We start from the raw sequence: 20,463 nt of genomic DNA on the forward strand, positions 1-20,463 counted from the left end.
ATGGAAACCAACGTCGCGATCATCCCGGCCCGTGGAGGCAGCAAACGGATCCCTGGCAAGAACCTCAAGATGTTCGCCGGGCTGCCGATCATTGCCCACTCGATCCAAGTGGCACTGGCCAGTGGCTTGTTCGAACAGGTGGTGGTCAGCACCGACGACCCTGAAATAGAGGCGGTGGCACGGGAATACGGTGCGCAGGTGCCGTTCCGTCGGCCGGCGCACCTGGCTGACGATCATGCCACCACCCAGGCTGTGGTCAGCCACGCCCTGCAGGCACTGGCCAGCCAGGGCCATGTCCTGACCCATGCCTGTTGCATCTACGCCACTGCGCCTTTCGTGCAGCAGCGTTACTTGCAGCAGGGGTTGGCGTTGTTGCGGCAACACCCTGAGCGCTCTTTCGCCTTTTCGGTGAGCAGCTTCGGTTTCCCGGTACAGCGGGCGCTGTCGCTCGACGATCAGGGTGCGCTTGTGCCTCTGTACCCACAGTATCGTGAGACCCGGTCTCAGGACCTTGCACCGGCCTATCAGGATGCTGGCCAGTTTTACTGGGGGCGGGTGCAGGCCTGGTTGCAGAACGAGGCCCTTCATTCCGAGCGGAGTTTGCCAGTGATCATCCCCCGGCATCTGGTTCAGGACATCGACAGCGAGGAAGACTGGTTGCGCGCGCAGTACCTGTACGCAGCGCTCAAAGCTGGCGGGGAGCTGGCGCCATGAAGGTGCTGGTACGTGCTGATGCCTCTTCATCGATTGGCGTCGGCCACACGGCGCGCTGCCTGACGCTGGGCAAAGCCCTCCGAGAGCTCGGTGCGCAGGTGAGCTTTGCCTGTTGCCTGCTTGACGGTCATCGCCGGGCCGCCATCGAGCAGGAGGGTTTCGAGGTCTTTGCATGGCCGCAGCGCGAGGAAAAAAAACCGGGCATCGAACCCTGGGCCGCGGATATCGCGGCGCTGCGTGATGTGCTGCCGGCACAGGCCCGATTCGACTGGCTAATCGTCGATCATTACGCCTTGGACGCCCGCTGGGAGCAGGCAGCCCGGGCGTTCGCCCGGCGCATCGCGGTCATCGATGACCTGGCTGATCGTGATCATGCCGCCGACCTGCTGCTGGATCAGAATTTCAGTGCCAGCGAGGCGCTCTACGCGCCGCGGCTGGCAACGGAGTGCCGGCGCTTGCTGGGGCCACGCTATGCGCTGGTGGGGCCGGCGTTTCAGGGGGCGGCGATATCGCCGCCCCTGCAGGCACGAAGGGTGCTGGTGAGTTTCGGTGGCTTCGATGTGGCTGGCATGCTGCCCAAGACCTTGCAGGCGCTGTCCGGGCTGGAAGGGTTGCAGGTCACCTGCATCGCTGGGCTCGGGCATCGCCAGAGTGAGCTGCTGGCCCAGTTGTGCGACGCGCGGGCGGGTTGGGAGCTGCATGACTATGTCGACGATCTGCCAATGCGGATGGTTGCGGCAGACTTGTTCATCGGCGCCGGCGGCGGTACTACCTGGGAGCGCGCCGCGCTGGGCTTGCCGAGCCTGTGCGTGAGCGTGGCAGACAACCAGCGGGCCAATGCCCAGGCCATGGCTCGGGCGGGCATGCACCTTTACCTGGGGGAGGCTGGGCAGGTCCAGGTGCCTGCGCTGCGCCAGGCGATTGCCCTGTTGCTGAGCAATCAGGCACTGCGCCAGAGCTTCGCCGAGCGCAGTCGGGCACTGGTCGATGGCCTGGGGGCGCAGCGGGTGGCGGTGGCCTTGCTGGGGGAAGGGCTTGCGCTACGTCCGGCTCGCAGTGAAGACGCGCGGCTGTTGTTCGACGGGCGCAACGCGCCCGAGGTACGGCGCCGTTCGCAGCAGTCGCGGGAGCTGGACTGGGCGGGGCATCTGGCCTGGCTGGCTGCTACGCTGGCTGATCGGCAGCGTTTGCTGCTGATCGCCGAGACAGGCGACGGGCCGGTGGGCTGTGTTCGCTACGACCGCTTGCCCGGGCAGCGGGCGAAGGTGTCGTTGTATCTCTTCGCGGGGCGTTGCGGGCTGGGTTGGGGCAGAGCGTTGCTCGCCCGTGGCGAGGCCTGCGTGCGTGAGTTCTGGCCGGACCTGCGTGCGATCGAGGCCCAGGTGCTGCCCGACAATCAGGCGTCATTGCAATTATTCGCGGGTGCCGGCTTCGCTCAGTCGCCGTGCTCGTTCGAGCGGGTATTCCAGGAGTAGCCCATGAACAGATTCAACATCGGGCACCGCTGTGTCGGCCCGGACCAGCCACCGCTGGTGATCGCGGAGATGAGTGGCAATCACAACCAGTCGCTGGCCCGCGCACTGGAGATCGTCGAAGCGGCCGCCGCCGCCGGCGCCCATGCGCTGAAGCTGCAGACCTACACTGCCGACACCATGACCCTGGACCTGGCGCATGGTGAGTTTTTCATCGCCGACCCGAACAGCCTCTGGTCTGGCTCATCGCTGTATGCGCTGTATGAAAAGGCCCATACCCCCTGGGAGTGGCACCCAGCGATCTTCGAGCGCGCTCGTGAGCTGGGCATGCTGGTGTTCTCCACGCCGTTCGACGAAACGTCGGTGGATTTCCTCGAAAGCCTGGATGTGCCGGCCTACAAGATCGCCAGCTTCGAGAACACCGATCTGCCGCTGATACGCAAAGTGGCGGCCACTGGTAAACCTATGATCATTTCCACCGGCATGGCCAGCCTCGCGGAACTCGAACGTACCGTGCGGGTGGCGCGCGAAGGAGGGTGTCGCGACCTGGTGCTGCTCAAGTGCACCAGTACCTACCCGGCCAGCCCGCAGAACAGCAACGTACTGACCATCCCGCACATGCGCGAGCTCTTCGGTTGTCAGGTCGGGCTGTCGGATCACTCCATGGGGGTTGGGGTTGCCGTGGCGGCAGTGGCCCTGGGGGCGACGGTGGTGGAAAAGCACTTCACGCTTGACCGTGCCGATGGCGGCGTGGATGCGGCATTTTCCCTGGAACCCCAGGAAATGGCAGCGCTGGTGCTGGAAACCGAGCGTGCCTGGCAGTCGCTGGGGCGGGTGCACTATGGCGCGACCCAGGCCGAGGAGGCCTCGCGGCGTTTCCGCCGCTCGCTGTATGTAGTGCGTGACATGGCTGCTGGCGAGGTCTTCGACCGTAGCAACGTGCGCGCCATCCGCCCAGGTTTGGGGCTGGCGCCAGGCCATCTCGATGCGGTGCTTGGCCGCAAGGCCAGGCAACCACTCAAGCGCGGTACGCCCCTGGACTGGCAGCTGCTCGACTGAAAGTTGGCTCCAGCCGGGGCCAGGTTTGCCCTGCATGGCAAACTCGCAAGCGCTATGACGACGTGACGCGGCCAGGCAAAATATGCGATTGTCTTGAAATATTCGTGACCTATCGGTCAGAGCGGGCATCTCCTTCTGTAACCGTTAATGGGGCAGGTGTGCAATTGCCGCCTGCCACCCTGCCTGTCGCCACGCCACCTGGGCGGCAGATCCCGTTCTTCAGGCGCCGCTCGAGTCATCCGGGCGGTGGTATTGAGCTGTTATTTATTGGGAAGCCATGATGATCGGCATTAAAAGCATCGCGAGCTATGTGCCCGCTTCCGGCCTGGACAACTATGTACAAGGCGCGAAATTCGGCAAGGACGAAGAGTTCATGTTCGGCAAGATCGGCGCAAGCTTCCTGCCGCGCAAGGACGATGAGCAGGAGACTTCCGATCTGTGTGTCGAAGCGGTCAACAACCTGTTCGCCGCTAACCCGCAACTCAAGCGCGAGGCGATCGATGCGCTGATCGTCGTCACCCAGAACGGTGACGAGGAAGGCTTGCCTCACACCGCTGCCATCGTCCAGCACAAACTCGGTCTGCCGACCCATGTCGCGGCCTTCGACATTTCCCTGGGTTGCTCCGGCTACGTCTATGGCATTTACGCGCTCAAAGGCTTCATGGAAGCCGCAGGCCTGAAGAATGGCCTGCTGGTGACGGCTGATCCGTACTCCAAGATCGTCAACACAGAAGACCGCAATACCACCATGTTGTTCGGCGACGCGGCCACTGCCACCTGGATGGGTGAGGGCGCTACCTGGCAACTGGGCAAGGCGAAGTTCGGTACCGACGGTGCTGGTGCGCCGCACCTGAAGGTGACTGATGGCGAGTTCTTCATGAACGGTCGTCAGGTCTTCAACTTCGCTCTGATCAAGGTGCCGGCGCATCTGCATGAGCTGCTGCGCGAGTCAGGGCTGGAGAACAAGGATATCGACGCCTTCTGCATCCATCAGGGCAGTGCGGCGATCGTCGATGCCGTGGCACGACGCTTCGAGGAAGACCCGGAAAAGTCCCAGGCCGACAAGTTCATCAAGGACATGCTGGAGACCGGTAATACCGTGTCATCGAGCGTTCCGCTGCTGTTGCAGAAGCACATGTTCGACAGTGCCTGGAAGCGCGTGGCCATTAGCGGCTTCGGTGTCGGCCTGTCGTGGGGCTCGGCGGTTCTCTACAAGGCTGAATAAGCGCTGCCAGTCGGGTACTCTTCGGTGTTTCGCAGGTAAGGGAAGCTCAACCCATGAGCGAGTTTTTCCAGCGTAACGCTGAAGTGCTGCAGGCCCGCTGGCCGGCACTGTACGAGCGCCTGCAAGGCGAGGCGTGTAGTGCGCTCGAGGTCGAGCTGGTGGAGGGGCTGGGGTCTACCCTGAGCGTGTGTGGCATCCAGCTCACAAGTCGTCACGATCGTCTTGCCGAGGCGCGCCTGCAGGCCGCGAGCCTGCCTGAAGACAGTTCCACTCTTCATCTCTATGGCAGTGGGCTGGGTGACTTGCAGCGCGTGCTGCTGGAGCGGCCTGGGCTCGTGCGGTTGCAGGTGTACCTGCTCAATGGCGCACTGTTCCAGCTGGTGCTGCAACTGCTGGATCAGTCCGACTGGCTTGCCGACCCGCGCGTCGAACTGGCCTATGCCGGCGACAGCGCGGAAATCGCCTTGCCGTTCTTCGCCTTGCCTTCCGAACGCGTGCTGGCCGATGACTTCAATGCGAAGGTGCGCGACCGTCTGATCAGCGAGGCCCACCTGGCAGACAGCAATCGCGCTTTCGATGTGGCCGACCCGCGCTTGCAGAAGCTGCTCGAAGACAGTTTGCCGTTGTTGCGCCACGACCCTGATGTGGCCGCGCTGTTCGGTAGCCAGGCCGGGCGTGACTGCTATGTGATTGCCACCGGGCCAACCTTGGCCGGGCACCTGTCTGCATTGGCAAGGGTGCGCGCTCAGGCCGAGCGGCCACTGTTCATCTGCGTCGACACCGCTTATATCCCCCTGCTGCGCGCCGGAATCCAGCCTGACATCGTGGTCAGTGTCGACCATAAAATCCGCCTCCATCACTTGCCGCCGCAAGACTCGGCTGCGACCACCCTGGTCTACATGCCGATGCTGGACGTCGAGCTGCTCGGTAATTGGCGTGGGCCACGCTACACAGCCTATTCCGGCAGTGCGCTGTATGCACAGGTGCGCCAGGCCATACCGCGCGCCGAGTTGTTCGTTGGGGGAAGCGTGATTCACCCTGCTACGGACCTGGCTGTGAAGATGGGGGCCGTGCGCATTACGTTTTTCGGCGCTGATTTCGCCTTCCCGGGTGGTCGCACCCACACAGGCTGGGACGATGGCGTACTCGGCCCGGCGATTGCGGCGGCGCAGCACTGGGTGCTGGATGGCCATGGCCAGCGGGCACGTACCCAGCTTAACTTCCGCAGTTACCTGATTGAGCTTGAGCGGTTCATTGCGCGCCATCCCCAGGTGCGGTTCCACAACACCAGTCGTGCCGGCGCGCACATCGCCGGCACCACTTTCGATCCGGAGTTCTGTTCATGAATGCTGCCGATCAAGGGCGCGCGGCGCGCGAATGCGCCACGCTGTTACGCCTTGGGCGGGATGTGGAGGCGGCGTTGCGTATGGTCGAGCTGTTCGATGAGGTATTGCCGCAGGTCGATCCAAAAGCGGGGGCGGTGGTCATGCAGGCCATGCTCGATGCCCAGCAGCGCCAGGACTGGCTGGCGCTGGCCGATTACCTCGAATATGAGCTGCTGCATCTGATCGAGCAGGCGGCCTCGCGCTGAAGTGTGAGCTGTATCACACTTCGTGGTTGGCGAAAGCATCGCGGGGAACGGCTGTAAAGCCCGGTTTGCAAGGGGGTGGCGTGGTGATGGCATTTTTTTTTGGAAAAGCCCTAAAGCAACTTGCAAACCCGACGATAACCATTACGAAGGTTCTCTAGGCCACACCCGGCGGACGCCAGGGCCGGAAGCCGCAGTATCCATCCAACGAGGAATTCGTCATGGCTTTAACCGTAAACACCAACACCACTTCGCTGGGCGTGCAGAAGAACCTGAACAAAGCTTCCGACGCGCTGAGCACTTCGATGACTCGCCTGTCTTCCGGCCTGCGTATCAACAGCGCTAAAGACGATGCTGCTGGTCAGCAGATCGCCAACAAGCTGCAGACCATGGTTACCGGTACCACCGTTGCCATCAAGAACGCCAACGACGGTAACTCGATCACCCAGACCGCTGAAGGCGCGCTGTCGGAAATCACCAACATCCTGCAGCGTATGCGTGAACTGGCTCTGCAGGCACGTAACGACTCCAACGGCACCACTGAACGCGCTGCTCTGAACAAAGAATTCGCGGCCAAGTCCGACGAGATCACTCGTATCGCGACCTCCACCACCTTCGGTACCAGCAAGCAACTGCTGAACGGCACCGCTGGCACCATGGAGTTCCAGGTTGGCGCGATGACTGGTACCAGCCAGATCCTGAGCGTTTCGATGACTTCCTCGTTCGCTGCTTCGACCCTGGCTGTCGGCACTGGCACCCTGGCGATCTCGGGTACTTCCGACTCCGCCGTTCACACCTCCGTCGACGCCGCCATTACCGCGATCGACGCTGCTCTGCAGACCGTTGACACCAAGAAGTCGGACCTGGGTGCTATCCAGAACCGCTTCCAGTCGACCATCAACAACCTGCAAAGCATGAACGAAAACTCGGCTGCCGCCATGGGCCGAGTTCAGGACACCGACTTCGCCGCAGAAACCGCTCAGCTGACCAAGCAGCAGACCCTGCAGCAAGCTTCGACCTCTGTTCTGGCTCAGGCTAACCAGCTGCCATCCGCCGTACTGAAACTGCTTCAGTAATAGCGCGATGAAGTTCGGCGAGGGAGTGCTCATGCGCTCTCTCGCTTTTTACTTTTTAAAGGTGATGTGCGATGGACATAAGCGTCAAGTCAAGCCCGTCGTATCCGGTGTCGTCGCTGGTTGGCAACACCGAGCACAATACAGCTGCTGACAAGGTTTCAGGTCAGCTGCGCAAGACATTGCAGCAAGACGCTCCCAAGAGCGAGGCCGAGTTACAATCGGCCGTCAAGGAAATTCAAGATTTTGTCCAGTCGTTGCAGCGCAACCTGGAGTTTTCGGTGGATGATTCCACCGGCAGGTGGATCGTCAAGGTCGTTGCCCGCGATAGCGGTGAGGTGATCCGTCAGATCCCGTCGGAAACAGCGCTGGAGCTGGCCCGAAGCCTGCAAGATGTCAATAGTCTGCTCTTCGATGAGAAAGTCTGACAGCCGGCCGGTCATTTGAATTGTTGCACCGGCGCTGATCAGGCAACTCTGCGTTTGGGCGTTAACCAGAAAGGAGGATGTAATGGCAAGTCCAATTCTACCGAGTTTGGGGCTGGGTTCCGGTCTCGATACCTCGGCCATTGTGAAGGCCCTGGTTGATGCCGAAAAGACTCCCAAGCAGAGCCAGCTCGACCGCCGCACGTCGGCGAACACCGCATCGATTTCGGCGGTGGGTAGCCTCAAAAGTGCGTTGACCGCCTACAAGACGGCGCTGGAGAAGCTTAACGACAGTGCCAACCCTGCGTTTCTCGGGTCGACGGCAGCCTCCTCCAACGACAAGTACGTCAAGGCCACGGCAGGCAGTGCGGCAGTCAACGGCAGCTATTCGATCCAGGTTACCCAGCTGGCCACGGCGTCGCGTGTAGCCAGTCAGCGTTTCACCGACAGCAGCTCGGTTGTTTCCGCCAGTGGTGGCACGTTGACCATCACCCAGAATAGCGTCGACTTCGATGTGACCATTCCGGCCAACGCTACGCTGCAGCAGGCGCGTGATGCGATCAACGCCCAGGCGAGCGGCAAGGGCTTCACCGCCAACATCGTTAACGACGGTACCGGTTCGCGGTTGGTGTTGAGCTCCGAAACCATGGGCGAAGGTTCGGACATCTCTACTTCGGGGATCGCTGACCTGACCATCGACCCGGCAACGCAGATGGCCGATGCGGGCGGTGCTGGCCGTATCGGCGAACTCGCAAAAGATGCCGAGTTCGATATCGATGGCATGAAGCTCACCAGCAAATCGAACAAGGTCGATAACGCGATCAGTGGCATGACGTTCGAACTGCTGTCCAAGACCGAAACGCTCAGCCCGGTCAGCGTCACCGTGGCTGCCAACACTGAGGGCCTGAAAAAGTCGGTGCAGTCGTTCGTCGATGCCTATAACGCGTTGGTGAATACGATAAACAGTGTGAGTGTGTCGACCAAGGCGGCAGACGGCAGCTGGAACACTCCGGCTCTGTCGGGTGACCCGGCAGTGCGCAGCATGCTGTCGGCCATGCGTAATGAACTGGTGGTCTCCGGTACCGGTGGTTCGGGGCAATTGACGGTGCTTTCGCAGTTGGGGATCAATACCGCTCAGAGTAGCGGCCTGCTGGAGTTCGACAGCACCAAGTTCACCAAGGCGATCAATGATCAGAAGCTTGGTGGTGAGGTGCAGAACCTGTTCAATGGTGACGGCGGCCTGCTCGATCGCATGGTCAAGACCATGGAGCCGTTCTCTGCGTCCGGTGGTGTGCTGGATGAGCGCAACAAGTCGCTTGAGGTTGCCAAGAAAAGCCTGAGCATGGAGCAGAGCTCTCTGGATGCTCGCATCAAGGACCTGGAAGCGTCGCTGACCAAGAAGTACAACACCATGGACACCCTGGTTGGGCAGCTCAATGCTCAGCGCGACAGCGTCGTTTCCATTTTTGAAGCAATGGCAGCGCAACAGAAGAACTCCTGATCTGCCTGAGGCTTCATGGCAAGGTCGCGGCGTCACACTGTATGGCGCCGCGCGCGTGTTACGATGTAGGCACGGTAAACAAACGCCAAAAGCCCGACGAAGCGTGACGCTTGGTCGGGCTTTTTTGTATTCTCCCTAAAGTTTTTTGACGCCGCGCCGATAGCCCGGTCATACAGCAACCCCGTGGTGACGAGGTACCCCATGAATCCAATGTTAGCCCTTCGGCAGTACCAGAAGATTGGCGCCCAGGCGCAGACCTCTGAAGCGAGCCCGCATCGTTTGGTGCAAATGCTGATGGAGGGTGGCCTGGACCGCATTGCCCAGGCCAGTGGCGCGATGCAGCGCAAGGACATCGCCGGCAAGGGCATCGCGATAGGCAAGGCTATTGGCATCATTGGCGGCCTGCGCGAAGGTCTGGACCGTGACAACATGACTGACGAGCTCAATCGTCTCGACAGCCTCTACCTGTACATGACTCGTCGTCTGAGTGAGGCCAATATCCAGAACGATCCGGCGATCCTGGACGAGGTCAGGGACTTGCTGAGCACTGTCAAGGAAGGCTGGGACGCGATCGGCCCACAGTCGATGGTCCCCTGAGCCGGGAGGTTTTATGAGCAAGGTGATCGAGGGTATCGAGCGGACTCGCAGCGAGTTGCTTGCCGCATTGGCCAGCCGTGACTGGGATGCGGTAGGTGAGCTTGACCTTAAGTGCCGTCTTTGTGTCGAGGATGTTCTGGCTGAGGCGCTCAGCAATGAAGACGCGGTACGCTCGAGCCTTGAGGGCCTGCTAGCGGTCTACGGGAAGTTAATTGAAGTTGCAAGCGGTGAGCGTCAATCGATAGTCGACGAGATGTCGCAAATCCGTCAGGCGAAAAACGCCGCTAAGGTATACCATCTGTTCACTTGACCACAGATGTCCTAAAAGCCATGCGCCATTAATTTGACTGCATGCTTTTTTTTGACTTTACTAGTGGCTGTTTTCGAATTTCAGACGTCCGAACACTGACCATTCAGTCTGAATGATGTCGAGCACGCCCTCGGGCGCCGATATGACTAGGGAAGTTGCTATTGCATGTGGCGTGAAACCAAGATTCTCCTGATCGATGACGACAGCGCCCGCCGCCGCGATCTGGCGGTGGTTCTGAACTTCCTCGGCGAAGAAAACCTGCCCTGCTCCAGCCAGGATTGGCAGCAGGTGGTGGGGGCATTGTCTTCCAGCCGTGAAGTGCTCTGCGTGCTCATCGGAACCGTGAATGCTCCAGGCAATGTGCTTGGGTTGCTTAAGACAGTGGCCGGGTGGGATGAGTTCCTTCCGGTATTGCTGATCGGCGAAATTTCTTCTGCGGATTTCCCCGAAGAGCTTCGCCGTCGCGTGCTGGCCAACCTTGAGATGCCGCCCAGCTACAGCCAGCTGCTCGACTCCCTGCACCGTGCCCAGGTCTATCGCGAGATGTACGACCAGGCCCGTGAGCGTGGCCGTCAGCGCGAGCCCAACCTGTTCCGCAGCCTGGTGGGCACCAGCCGCGCCATCCAGCATGTTCGGCAGATGATGCAGCAGGTCGCCGATACCGACGCCAGCGTGCTCATTCTTGGTGAGTCCGGTACTGGCAAGGAGGTGGTCGCGCGCAACCTGCATTACCACTCCAAACGCCGCGAAGCGCCGTTCGTGCCGGTCAATTGCGGGGCGATCCCGGCCGAGTTGCTGGAAAGCGAACTGTTCGGCCACGAGAAGGGGGCTTTCACCGGCGCCATCACCAGCCGTGCCGGGCGTTTCGAGCTGGCCAATGGCGGTACTCTGTTCCTTGACGAGATCGGCGACATGCCGCTGCCGATGCAGGTCAAGCTGCTGCGTGTGCTGCAGGAACGTACCTTCGAGCGCGTGGGCAGCAACAAGACCCAAAGCATCGATGTGCGCATCATCGCCGCGACCCACAAGAACCTTGAGACCATGATCGAGGGTGGGACCTTCCGCGAAGACCTGTACTACCGCCTCAACGTGTTCCCGATCGAGATGGCGCCGTTGCGTGAGCGTGTGGAAGACATTCCGCTGCTGATGAACGAGCTGATCTCGCGTATGGAGCATGAGAAGCGCGGCTCGATCCGCTTCAACTCTGCTTCGATCATGTCGCTGTGCCGGCATGGCTGGCCTGGCAACGTGCGCGAGCTGGCCAACCTGGTCGAACGCATGGCGATCATGCACCCGTACGGGGTGATTGGTGTGTCGGAGCTGCCGAAGAAATTCCGCTACATCGACGATGAAGACGAGCAGTTGGTCGACAGCCTGCGCAGCGACCTCGAAGAGCGCGTGGCGATCAACGGCCACGCGCCGAGCTTTGCCAACCATGCCATGCTGCCGCCTGAGGGCCTGGACCTGAAGGATTACCTGGGCAGCCTGGAGCAGGGGCTGATCCAGCAGGCGCTGGACGACGCCAACGGTATCGTGGCGCGGGCGGCTGAACGTTTGCGTATTCGGCGTACCACCTTGGTGGAGAAGATGCGCAAGTACGGCATGAGCCGCCAGGGCGGTGAGGAGCAGGCTGAAGATTGACTTCGCCTGTACCGCCACAATCGCCGGCAAGCCCACATGGATTTGCGCCGGCTTTAAGAAATTTTGCTTGCACAGGTAAAGCGCAAACCTGAAGAGCAGCGCGGTCGTGGTGGGAGCCGGCTTGCCGGCGATAGGGCCCGAGCAGGCAGCACAAACCCCCAGCCCCGGCACGGCTATTGCTACACCGCTGGCACCACACCGTTTTTATGACGGTCAGCCACGCGAGAGAGCACGATGCCCCAGGCCGCCCATGTTTCCCGAGCCCCTGATCCGCAGGGGCCTACCCCCGTCGAACAGGAGAGTCGACAGGGGCTTGAGCAGGCGTTCGCCCTGTTCGACCAGGTCTCCACCCAGCTCAACCAGTCCTACAGCATGCTCGAGGCCCGCGTCAGCGAACTCAAAGGCGAGTTGGCGGTGGTCGGCGCCCAGCGCATGGCCGAGCTGAACGAGAAAGAGCGCCTGGCCAATCGCTTGCAGAACCTGCTGGCCCTGCTGCCCGGCGGGGTGATCGTCATCGATGACCAGGGCCTGGTGCGCGAAGCCAATCCGGCGGCCTGTGAACTGTTGGGTGAACCCTTGCTCGGCCAGGTGTGGCGCCAGGTGATCGCCCGCAGCTTCGCCCCGCGCAAGGATGACGGGCATGAGGTGTCACTGCGCGATGGCCGTCGCCTGTCCATTGCCACGCGTTCGCTGGATGCCGAGCCAGGCCAGTTGGTGCTGCTCAACGACCTGACCGAAACTCGTCGTCTGCAAGACCAGTTGGCACGCCATGAGCGCCTGTCTTCGCTGGGGCGCATGGTCGCTTCGCTGGCCCATCAGATACGTACGCCGCTGTCGGCGGCCATGCTCTATGCCAGCCACCTGGCGCAAGACGAGCGTGAGCTTGCGCCACAGACCCGCCGGCGTTTCGCCGGCAGCCTCAAGGAACGTCTGCACGAATTGGAGCACCAGGTGCGCGACATGCTGGTGTTCGCCCGCGGCGAGCTGCCACTGGGTGACCGGTTGAGCCCAAAGGGCCTGTTCCAGGCCTTGCAGCAGGCTGCCCAGCCTCATGTCCAGGGCCATGCCGTGCGTTGGCAGTGCGACAGCCACCTGGGTGAGTTGCTGTGCAATCGCGACACCCTGGTCGGTGCCATGCTCAACCTGATCGAGAATGCCCTGCAGGCAAGCGTTGGCGCTGCGCGGCTCAAAGTGCACCTGTATCGGCGCGCGCACACCCTGCACCTGTGCGTCAGCGATGCCGGCAGCGGCATCGATGCCGACCTGTTGGGTCGGCTGGGTGAGCCGTTCCTGACCACCAAAGCTACCGGCACCGGGCTCGGCTTGGCGGTGGTCATGGCCGTGGTGCGGGCGCACCACGGCAAGTTGCAGCTGCGCTCCAGGGTAGGGCGTGGCACCTGCGTCAGGGTGGAGTTGCCGTTGATCGGCGGGCAGCCTGCGGAGGTCGCATGATGCTCATCAAGGTGCTGCTGGTCGAGGATGACCGCGCGTTGCGCCAGGCGCTTGGCGATACCCTGGAGATCGGCGGTTTTGCCTATCGTGCTGTCGGCAGCGCGGAAGAAGCGCTGGAGGCGGTGCAGAGCGACGCCTATAGCCTGGTCATCAGTGACGTGAACATGCCGGGGATGGATGGGCATCAGTTGCTGGCGCACCTGCGCCGCCAGCACCCGCAATTGCCGGTGCTGCTGATGACCGCTCACGCTGCCGTGGAGCGCGCTGTCGAGGCGATGCGCCAGGGCGCTGTGGATTACCTGGTCAAACCCTTCGAGCCCAAGGCGCTGCTGAGCCTGGTCGAGCGCCATGCCGCCGGGCGCCTGAGCGCGGTCGAGGACGAAGGGCCGGTGGCCAGCGAGCCTGCCAGCCGCCAATTGCTGGAGCTTGCTGCACGTGTGGCCCGCAGCGATTCGACCGTACTCATCTCGGGTGAGTCGGGCACCGGCAAGGAAGTGCTTGCGCGGTACATTCACCAACAGTCGCCGCGTGCAGCGCAGCCATTTGTCGCGATCAACTGCGCGGCCATCCCGGACAACATGCTCGAGGCGACCTTGTTCGGTCACGAGAAAGGAGCCTTCACCGGCGCCATTGCGGCGCAGGCCGGCAAATTCGAGCAGGCCGAGGGTGGCACCTTGCTGCTCGACGAGATTTCCGAAATGCCTCTGGGCCTGCAGGCCAAGCTGTTGCGTGTCTTGCAGGAACGTGAGGTCGAGCGGGTAGGGGGGCGCAAGCCGATTGCCCTGGACATCCGCGTGCTGGCAACCAGCAATCGCGACATGGCCGGTGAAGTGGCGGCCGGGCGGTTCCGCGAAGACCTGTTCTATCGCCTGTCGGTGTTCCCGTTGGCCTGGCAGCCGCTGCGTGAGCGTGCCGGTGACATCCTGCCGCTGGCCGAGCGCTTGCTGGCGCGGCATGTGGCGAAGATGAAGCATGCGCCGGTGCGCCTGTCTGCTGCGGCGCAGGCCTGCCTGCAGGCCCATGCCTGGCCAGGCAATGTGCGTGAGCTGGACAACGCTTTGCAGCGGGCGCTGATCCTGCAGCAGGGCGGGGTGATCGAGGCGGCGGATTTTTGTCTGGCCGGCGCCATTCCCTTGTCGGCGGTTGCACCAGCCGCGGCGTTGCCCGTGGCGGTCGAGCCGGCAGGTGAGGCCGGTGGCCTGGGCGATGACATGCGCCGCCATGAGTTCCAGATGATCATCGACACCTTGCGCGCCGAGCGCGGTCGCCGCAAGGAGGCTGCCGAGCGGCTTGGCATCAGCCCGCGTACCCTGCGCTACAAGCTGGCACAAATGCGCGATGCCGGGCTCGACGTGGAAGCCAGCCTGTACGGGTGAGCTACAAGCTACAAGCAAGCGCAAGAGCACCGCAGCCTGGCTTGAAGCTTGAAGCTTTCAAAGGCTGGCACTGTTGTTGCTTAGAGAGGCTATCCGCCGCATGAGTGTCAAAAAAATGCGGCCGCCGGAGAGAGAAGTTCATGAGCCAAGGTGTTGAATTCAATCGTCTGATGCTGGACATGCGTGCCATGCAGGCCGATGCCATGTCGCTGCCAAAAGCCACTGCTGCCCCCGAATTGGCAGAAGGCCAGAGCAGCTTCGCTGACATGCTCGGCCAGGCCATCGGCAAAGTGCACCAGACCCAGCAGGCGTCGACCCAGCTCGCCAATGCTTTCGAGATCGGCAAGAGTGGTGTCGACCTGACCGACGTGATGATCGCCTCGCAGAAAGCCAGCGTTTCCATGCAAGCGCTGACCCAGGTACGCAACAAGCTGGTCCAGGCGTACCAGGACATCATGCAGATGCCGGTTTGAGGACGGAAGTAAGTCATGGCTGAAGCAGTCGTCGATAACGCCCCCGCCAAAAGTGGCCCGCCAGCGTCCAAACCGCCGCTGTTCGGCATGGCGTTTCTGGAAAACATCTCGCAGATGCCCATGCTGCGTCAGGTCGGCCTGCTGGTCGGGTTGGCGGCGAGCGTGGCGATCGGCTTCGCCGTGGTGCTGTGGTCGCAACAGCCGGACTACCGCCCGCTGTATGGCAGCCTGGCGGGCATGGACACCAAGCAGGTCATGGATACCCTGGCCGCTGCAGACATCCCCTACAATGTCGAGCCCAATTCCGGTGCTCTGCTGGTCAAGGCCGACGACCTCTCCCGTGCGCGCCTGAAACTGGCAGCCGCCGGCGTTGCGCCAAGCGACGGCAATGTTGGCTTCGAACTGCTCGACAAAGAGCAGGGCCTGGGTACCAGCCAGTTCATGGAAGCTACCCGTTACCGTCGCAGCCTGGAAGGCGAGTTGGCCCGTACTGTCTCCAGCCTGAACAACGTCAAGGCGGCGCGCGTGCACCTGGCGATTCCGAAAAGCTCGGTGTTCGTGCGCGATGAGCGCAAGCCAAGCGCCTCGGTCCTGGTCGAACTGTACCCGGGCCGTTCGCTGGAAGCCGGCCAGGTGATGGCGATCGTCAACCTGGTCGCCACCAGCGTGCCCGAGCTGGACAAGTCGCAGGTCACCGTGGTCGACCAGAAGGGCAACCTGCTCTCCGACCAGTTGCAGGACACGGCGTTGACCATGGCTGGCAAGCAGTTCGACTACAGCCGCCGCATGGAAGGCATGCTCACCCAGCGTGTGCACAACATCCTGCAACCCGTCTTGGGTAACGACCGTTACAAGGCCGAGGTGTCGGCCGACCTTGACTTCAGTGCGGTGGAGTCCACTTCCGAGCAGTTCAACCCGGACCAGCCGGCGCTGCGCAGCGAGCAGTCGGTCAACGAGCAGCGCGCCAGCAGTTCGGGGCCGCAAGGTGTGCCGGGCGCGCTGAGCAACCAGCCGCCGGCAGGTGCCGCAGCGCCTGAAAACGCCACCGCCGCAGCCCCTGCTGCCGGTGCCATCCAGCCTGGCCAGCCGCTGGTGGATGCCAATGGCCAGCAGATCATGGACCCGGCCACCGGCCAGCCAATGCTCGCGCCATACCCGGCCGACAAGCGTCTGCAGACCACCAAGAACTTCGAACTGGACCGCTCGATCAGCCACACCCGCCAGCAGCAGGGTCGCCTGACCCGTCTGTCGGTGGCGGTAGTGGTCGATGACCAGGTCAAGGTCGACGCCGCCGGCGAGACCACCCGTGCGCCGTGGGGCGCCGAAGACCTGGCGCGCTTCACCCGCCTGGTACAGGACGCCGTTGGCTTCGATGCCAGCCGTGGCGACAGCGTGACGGTGATCAACGTGCCGTTCGCCGCCGACCGGGGCGAAGAAATCGCCGACATCGCGTTTTACCAGCAGCCTTGGTTCTGGGACATCGTCAAGCAGGTGATGGGCGTGGTGTTCATCCTGGTACTGGTGTTCGGCGTGCTGCGCCCGGTACTCAACAACATCACTGGCGGCGGCAAGCAGGCTGCTGCAACGGACAGCGACATGGAGCTGGGCGGCATGATCGGTCTGGATGGCGAACTGGCCAACGACCGCGTCAGCCTGGGTGGCCCGACAAGCATTCTGTTGCCAAGCCCGAGCGAGGGTTACGAGGCACAGCTCAACGCAATCAAAGGCCTGGTGGCCGAAGACCCGGGCCGTGTCGCCCAGGTCGTGAAAGAGTGGATCAACGCCGATGAGTGATAACCGAGCCGTTACCGCCAAGCTGAGCCGCACCGACAAGGCGGCAATCCTTTTGCTCTCGCTGGGTGAGACCGATGCCGCCCAGGTACTGCGGCACATGGGCCCCAAAGAAGTGCAGCGGGTCGGTGTGGCCATGGCTCAGATGGGCAACGTGCACCGCGAGCAGGTCCAGCAGGTGATGAGCGAGTTCGTCGAGATCGTCGGCGACCAGACCAGCCTGGGCGTAGGTTCCGACGGTTATATCCGCAAGATGCTCAACCAGGCCCTGGGCGAGGACAAGGCCAACGGCCTGATCGACCGCATCCTGCTGGGCGGCAACACCAGCGGCCTGGACAGCCTCAAGTGGATGGAGCCACGGGCGGTGGCGGATGTGATCCGCTTCGAGCACCCGCAGATTCAGGCCATCGTGGTCGCCTACCTCGACCCCGATCAGGCTGGCGAAGTGCTGAGCAACTTCGACCACAAGGTGCGCCTGGACATCATCCTGCGCGTGTCGTCGCTCAACACCGTTCAGCCTGCCGCGCTCAAGGAACTGAACCAGATTCTCGAGAAGCAGTTCTCGGGGAACTCCAATGCCGCACGCACCACCCTGGGTGGCATCAAGCGCGCCGCCGACATCATGAACTTCCTCGACAGCTCTGTGGAAGGTGCGCTGATGGACTCGATCCGCGAGGTCGACAACGACCTGTCGGAGCAGATCGAAGACCTGATGTTCGTCTTCAACAACCTGGCCGATGTCGACGACCGCGGCATCCAGGCGCTGCTGCGCGAAGTGTCCTCCGATGTGCTGGTGGTGTCGCTCAAAGGTGCCGACGAGCGCGTCAAGGACAAGATTTTCAAGAACATGTCCAAGCGTGCTTCGGAACTGCTGCGCGACGACCTCGAGGCCAAGGGCCCGGTGCGCGTCAGCGACGTGGAAACGGCGCAGAAGGAAATCCTCACCATTGCCCGACGCATGGCCGAGGCCGGCGAGATCGTGCTCGGCGGCAAGGGCGCCGAGGAAATGATTTAAGCGGCAAGCCACAAGCTGCAAGCTACAAGGGAAAGCCAGACGCTGCACAGCCTGCTTCTTCTTGCAGCTTGCAGCTAACAGCTTGCAGCTCATCCCGCTTTCAACACCAGGCATGCCAATGTCCAGCAAAGAAACTCACCCCAGCGACCTGATTCGTGCACGTGACCTGGAAGGCGTCGATGTGTGGGCACTGCCCAGCTTCGACCCTGAGCCGGAACCGGAGCCGGAACCGGAACCCGAAATCATCGAGGAAGAGGTCGAGGAAGTGCCGCTGGAGGAAGTCCAGCCACTGACCCTTGAAGAGCTCGAAGCGATCCGGCAGGAGGCCTACAACGAAGGTTTCGCCACCGGCGAGCGCGAGGGTTTTCACAGTACCCAGTTGAAGGTGCGACAGGAGGCCGAGGAGGCGCTCAATGCCCGGCTGGCTGACCTGGAACAACTGATGGCACACCTGCTCGAGCCTATCGCCGAACAGGACACACAGATCGAGAAGACCCTCGTTCATTTGGTGGCGCACATGGCGCGCCAGGTGATCGGTCGCGAACTGCGCAGCGACTCCAGTCAGATCACCCAAGTACTGCGTGAAGCGTTGAAGCTGCTGCCCATGGGTGCGGACAATATCCGCATTCACCTCAATCCTCAGGATTTCGAGCTGGCCAAGGCCCTGCGCGAACGCCATGAGGAGAGCTGGAAGCTGCTTGAGGATGACGCCCTGTTACCCGGGGGGTGCCGCATCGAGACCGCGCACAGCCGCATCGACGCGACCATGGAAACCCGTATCGAAAAGGCCGTGGCCCAGCTGTTCGACCAGTTGCACGACCAGTCCCTGCACCCGGCGGCGGCGGATGTATCGATCGAGTTGGGCGCCAACGATGCGCCTTGACCGCACCAGCTTCGGCAAACGCCTGGGTAGCTACGCCGAGGCGATCAAGCTGCCCGTGCAGCCGGTGGTCGAAGGCCGCCTGCTGCGCATGGTCGGCCTTACCCTGGAGGCCGAGGGGCTGCGCGCCGCAGTGGGCGCACGCTGCCTGGTGATCAATGACGACTCGTACCACCCGGTGCAGGTCGAAGCCGAAGTCATGGGCTTTGCTGGCAGCAAGATCTTCCTCATGCCGGTCGGCAGCATCGCCGGTATCGCGCCCGGGGCGCGGGTGGTGCCACTGGACGACAGCGGCCGTTTGCCCATGGGCATGAGTATGCTCGGCCGGGTGCTCGATGGCGCCGGTCGCGCCCTGGACGGCAAGGGCGGGATGAAGGCCGAGGATTGGGTGCCGATGGACGGCCCGATCATCAACCCGCTCAACCGCGACCCTATCAGCCAGCCACTGGACGTGGGCATTCGCAGCATCAACGGCCTGCTCACCGTCGGCCGGGGCCAGCGCCTGGGACTGTTCGCCGGTACCGGTGTCGGTAAGTCGGTGTTGCTCGGCATGATGACTCGCTTCACCGAAGCCGAAATCATCGTGGTCGGCCTGATTGGCGAACGGGGCCGCGAGGTGAAGGAGTTCATCGAGCATATTCTGGGTGAAGAGGGGCTCAAGCGATCGGTGGTGGTCGCATCCCCGGCCGACGACGCGCCGTTGATGCGTTTGCGCGCGGCCATGTATTGCACGCGCATTGCCGAGTACTTCCGCGACAAAGGCAAGAACGTCCTGTTGCTGATGGATTCGCTGACCCGTTTTGCCCAGGCCCAGCGTGAAATTGCCTTGGCAATCGGCGAGCCGCCGGCTACCCGTGGTTATCCGCCATCAGTGTTCGCCAAGCTCCCCAAGCTGGTGGAGCGCGCCGGTAACGGTGAGCCGGGTGGTGGCTCGATCACGGCCTTCTATACCGTATTGTCCGAAGGTGACGACCAGCAGGATCCGATCGCCGACTCGGCGCGGGGCGTGCTCGATGGCCACTTCGTCTTGTCCCGGCGGCTGGCCGAAGAAGGCCACTACCCTGCTATCGACATCGAAGCCTCGATCAGCCGGGTGATGCCCCAGGTGGTCGATGCCAATCATCTGCGCCAGGCGCAAAAATTCAAGCAGCTGTGGTCGCGCCTGTCGCAAAGCCGCGACCTGATCAGTGTCGGCGCTTATGTGGCAGGCGGCGATCCTGAAACCGACCTGGCCATTGCCCTGCAGCCAAAACTGGTGGACTTCCTGCGCCAAGGGCTGGACGAAAATGTCGGCATGGACCAGAGCCGACAGCAGTTGGGGGCGATCTTCACGCCTCCGGCGAACGGTTGATAGGCCATGAGTACGCCAAGCCGTGCCGCGCGCCTGGCGCCAGTGGTGCAGATGGCCGAGGAGGCCGAACGCAAGGCAGCCCAGCGGCTGGGGCACTTTCAGCAGTTGGTGGCTCAGGCCCAGGCCAAGCTGGCCGAACTCGAGTCGTTTCGTGAGGGCTACCAGGCGCAATGGATCGACCGCGGTGGCCAAGGCGTCAATGGCAGTTGGCTGGTCAACTACCAGCGCTTTCTGGGGCAGCTTGAAACGGCCATGACCCAGCAGCGCCAGAGCCTGACATGGCACCAGAGCAACCTGAAGAACGCCAGGGGCACCTGGCAGCAAGCCTATGCCCGGGTAGAGGGCCTGCGCAAACTGGTGCAGCGTTACCTGGAAGAGGCGCGGCGGGCCGAGGACAAACGCGAGCAGCGCTTGCTGGATGAATTGTCACAGCGGTTGCCAAGGCAAGGCCACATCTAGCTTGCAGCTTGCAGCTCTGCCCCCCGCCTGCTAAACCTTGAATTGTTGCATTCGCCATCAT

General features: G+C 62.4%; 20 protein-coding genes. All 20 read left to right on the forward strand.

Annotated features, from left to right (window positions below; translation table 11 throughout):
• The 20 genes from pseF (at nt 1) to fliJ (ending at nt 20,402) form a co-directional block, all read left to right on the forward strand.
• A complete protein-coding gene (gene pseF, locus ACMGGN_RS04245) occupies nt 1-714 on the forward strand; it encodes a pseudaminic acid cytidylyltransferase (protein ID WP_414156480.1) in 714 nt (237 codons plus the stop codon).
• Entirely contained in the window at nt 711-2,189 is a 1,479-nt protein-coding gene (gene pseG, locus ACMGGN_RS04250) for a UDP-2,4-diacetamido-2,4,6-trideoxy-beta-L-altropyranose hydrolase (protein ID WP_346640622.1), read from the forward strand. The genes pseF and pseG overlap by 4 nt, the downstream gene beginning before the upstream one ends.
• 3 nt (nt 2,190-2,192) lie before the next feature.
• On the forward strand, nt 2,193-3,245 hold the full coding sequence (gene pseI, locus ACMGGN_RS04255) for a pseudaminic acid synthase (protein ID WP_119687546.1): 1,053 nt from the start codon (nt 2,193-2,195) through the stop codon (nt 3,243-3,245).
• A gap of 280 nt (nt 3,246-3,525) precedes the next feature.
• Entirely contained in the window at nt 3,526-4,470 is a 945-nt protein-coding gene (locus ACMGGN_RS04260; protein WP_119689077.1) for a ketoacyl-ACP synthase III, read from the forward strand.
• Nucleotides 4,471-4,523: 53 nt separating this feature from the next.
• Nucleotides 4,524-5,816, forward strand: coding sequence for a motility associated factor glycosyltransferase family protein (locus ACMGGN_RS04265; RefSeq protein ID WP_125924740.1), 1,293 nt, complete (start codon nt 4,524-4,526; stop codon nt 5,814-5,816).
• Nucleotides 5,813-6,061, forward strand: a complete 249-nt coding sequence (locus ACMGGN_RS04270; protein ID WP_125924739.1) for a hypothetical protein — start codon at nt 5,813-5,815, stop codon at nt 6,059-6,061. Before ACMGGN_RS04265 ends, ACMGGN_RS04270 begins: the two co-directional genes overlap by 4 nt.
• A gap of 218 nt (nt 6,062-6,279) precedes the next feature.
• A complete protein-coding gene (locus ACMGGN_RS04275) occupies nt 6,280-7,134 on the forward strand; it encodes a flagellin domain-containing protein (protein WP_012315533.1) in 855 nt (284 codons plus the stop codon).
• Between the two features lie 71 nt (nt 7,135-7,205).
• Nucleotides 7,206-7,559: a flagellar protein FlaG gene (locus tag ACMGGN_RS04280; RefSeq protein ID WP_119687544.1), complete on the forward strand. Its 354-nt coding sequence runs from the start codon at nt 7,206-7,208 to the stop codon at nt 7,557-7,559.
• Between the two features lie 82 nt (nt 7,560-7,641).
• The gene (gene fliD, locus ACMGGN_RS04285; RefSeq protein WP_119687543.1) at nt 7,642-9,057 is read left to right on the forward strand and encodes a flagellar filament capping protein FliD; all 1,416 of its coding nucleotides are present in this window, start codon (nt 7,642-7,644) and stop codon (nt 9,055-9,057) included.
• A gap of 201 nt (nt 9,058-9,258) precedes the next feature.
• Entirely contained in the window at nt 9,259-9,654 is a 396-nt protein-coding gene (fliS, locus tag ACMGGN_RS04290; protein WP_039603508.1) for a flagellar export chaperone FliS, read from the forward strand.
• 13 nt (nt 9,655-9,667) lie between these two features.
• On the forward strand, nt 9,668-9,964 hold the full coding sequence (locus ACMGGN_RS04295; protein ID WP_161871194.1) for a flagellar protein FliT: 297 nt from the start codon (nt 9,668-9,670) through the stop codon (nt 9,962-9,964).
• Nucleotides 9,965-10,129: 165 nt separating this feature from the next.
• The gene (fleQ, locus tag ACMGGN_RS04300; protein WP_039603506.1) at nt 10,130-11,605 is read left to right on the forward strand and encodes a transcriptional regulator FleQ; all 1,476 of its coding nucleotides are present in this window, start codon (nt 10,130-10,132) and stop codon (nt 11,603-11,605) included.
• A 234-nt stretch (nt 11,606-11,839) separates the two neighbouring features.
• The gene (locus ACMGGN_RS04305; RefSeq protein ID WP_414156481.1) at nt 11,840-13,057 is read left to right on the forward strand and encodes a sensor histidine kinase; all 1,218 of its coding nucleotides are present in this window, start codon (nt 11,840-11,842) and stop codon (nt 13,055-13,057) included.
• Nucleotides 13,057-14,433 carry a sigma-54-dependent transcriptional regulator gene (locus tag ACMGGN_RS04310; RefSeq protein ID WP_196998245.1) on the forward strand — a complete coding sequence of 459 codons (1,377 nt, stop codon included), beginning with the start codon at nt 13,057-13,059 and terminating at the stop codon, nt 14,431-14,433. The genes ACMGGN_RS04305 and ACMGGN_RS04310 overlap by 1 nt, the downstream gene beginning before the upstream one ends.
• Before the next feature lie 140 nt (nt 14,434-14,573).
• On the forward strand, nt 14,574-14,906 hold the full coding sequence (gene fliE, locus ACMGGN_RS04315; protein WP_012315525.1) for a flagellar hook-basal body complex protein FliE: 333 nt from the start codon (nt 14,574-14,576) through the stop codon (nt 14,904-14,906).
• A 15-nt stretch (nt 14,907-14,921) separates the two neighbouring features.
• The gene (gene fliF, locus ACMGGN_RS04320) at nt 14,922-16,700 is read left to right on the forward strand and encodes a flagellar basal-body MS-ring/collar protein FliF (RefSeq protein WP_115274182.1); all 1,779 of its coding nucleotides are present in this window, start codon (nt 14,922-14,924) and stop codon (nt 16,698-16,700) included.
• Nucleotides 16,693-17,712, forward strand: a complete 1,020-nt coding sequence (fliG, locus tag ACMGGN_RS04325; protein ID WP_012315523.1) for a flagellar motor switch protein FliG — start codon at nt 16,693-16,695, stop codon at nt 17,710-17,712. Before fliF ends, fliG begins: the two co-directional genes overlap by 8 nt.
• A gap of 118 nt (nt 17,713-17,830) precedes the next feature.
• Nucleotides 17,831-18,595: a flagellar assembly protein FliH gene (fliH, locus tag ACMGGN_RS04330; RefSeq protein WP_414156482.1), complete on the forward strand. Its 765-nt coding sequence runs from the start codon at nt 17,831-17,833 to the stop codon at nt 18,593-18,595.
• The gene (gene fliI, locus ACMGGN_RS04335; protein WP_125924737.1) at nt 18,585-19,943 is read left to right on the forward strand and encodes a flagellar protein export ATPase FliI; all 1,359 of its coding nucleotides are present in this window, start codon (nt 18,585-18,587) and stop codon (nt 19,941-19,943) included. The genes fliH and fliI overlap by 11 nt, the downstream gene beginning before the upstream one ends.
• Before the next feature lie 6 nt (nt 19,944-19,949).
• The gene (gene fliJ, locus ACMGGN_RS04340) at nt 19,950-20,402 is read left to right on the forward strand and encodes a flagellar export protein FliJ (RefSeq protein ID WP_119687540.1); all 453 of its coding nucleotides are present in this window, start codon (nt 19,950-19,952) and stop codon (nt 20,400-20,402) included.
• Nucleotides 20,403-20,463 lie beyond the last annotated feature (61 nt).

Source organism: Pseudomonas sp. BNK-30 (genome assembly GCF_047456185.1).
GTDB lineage: Bacteria > Pseudomonadota > Gammaproteobacteria > Pseudomonadales > Pseudomonadaceae > Aquipseudomonas > Aquipseudomonas putida_E.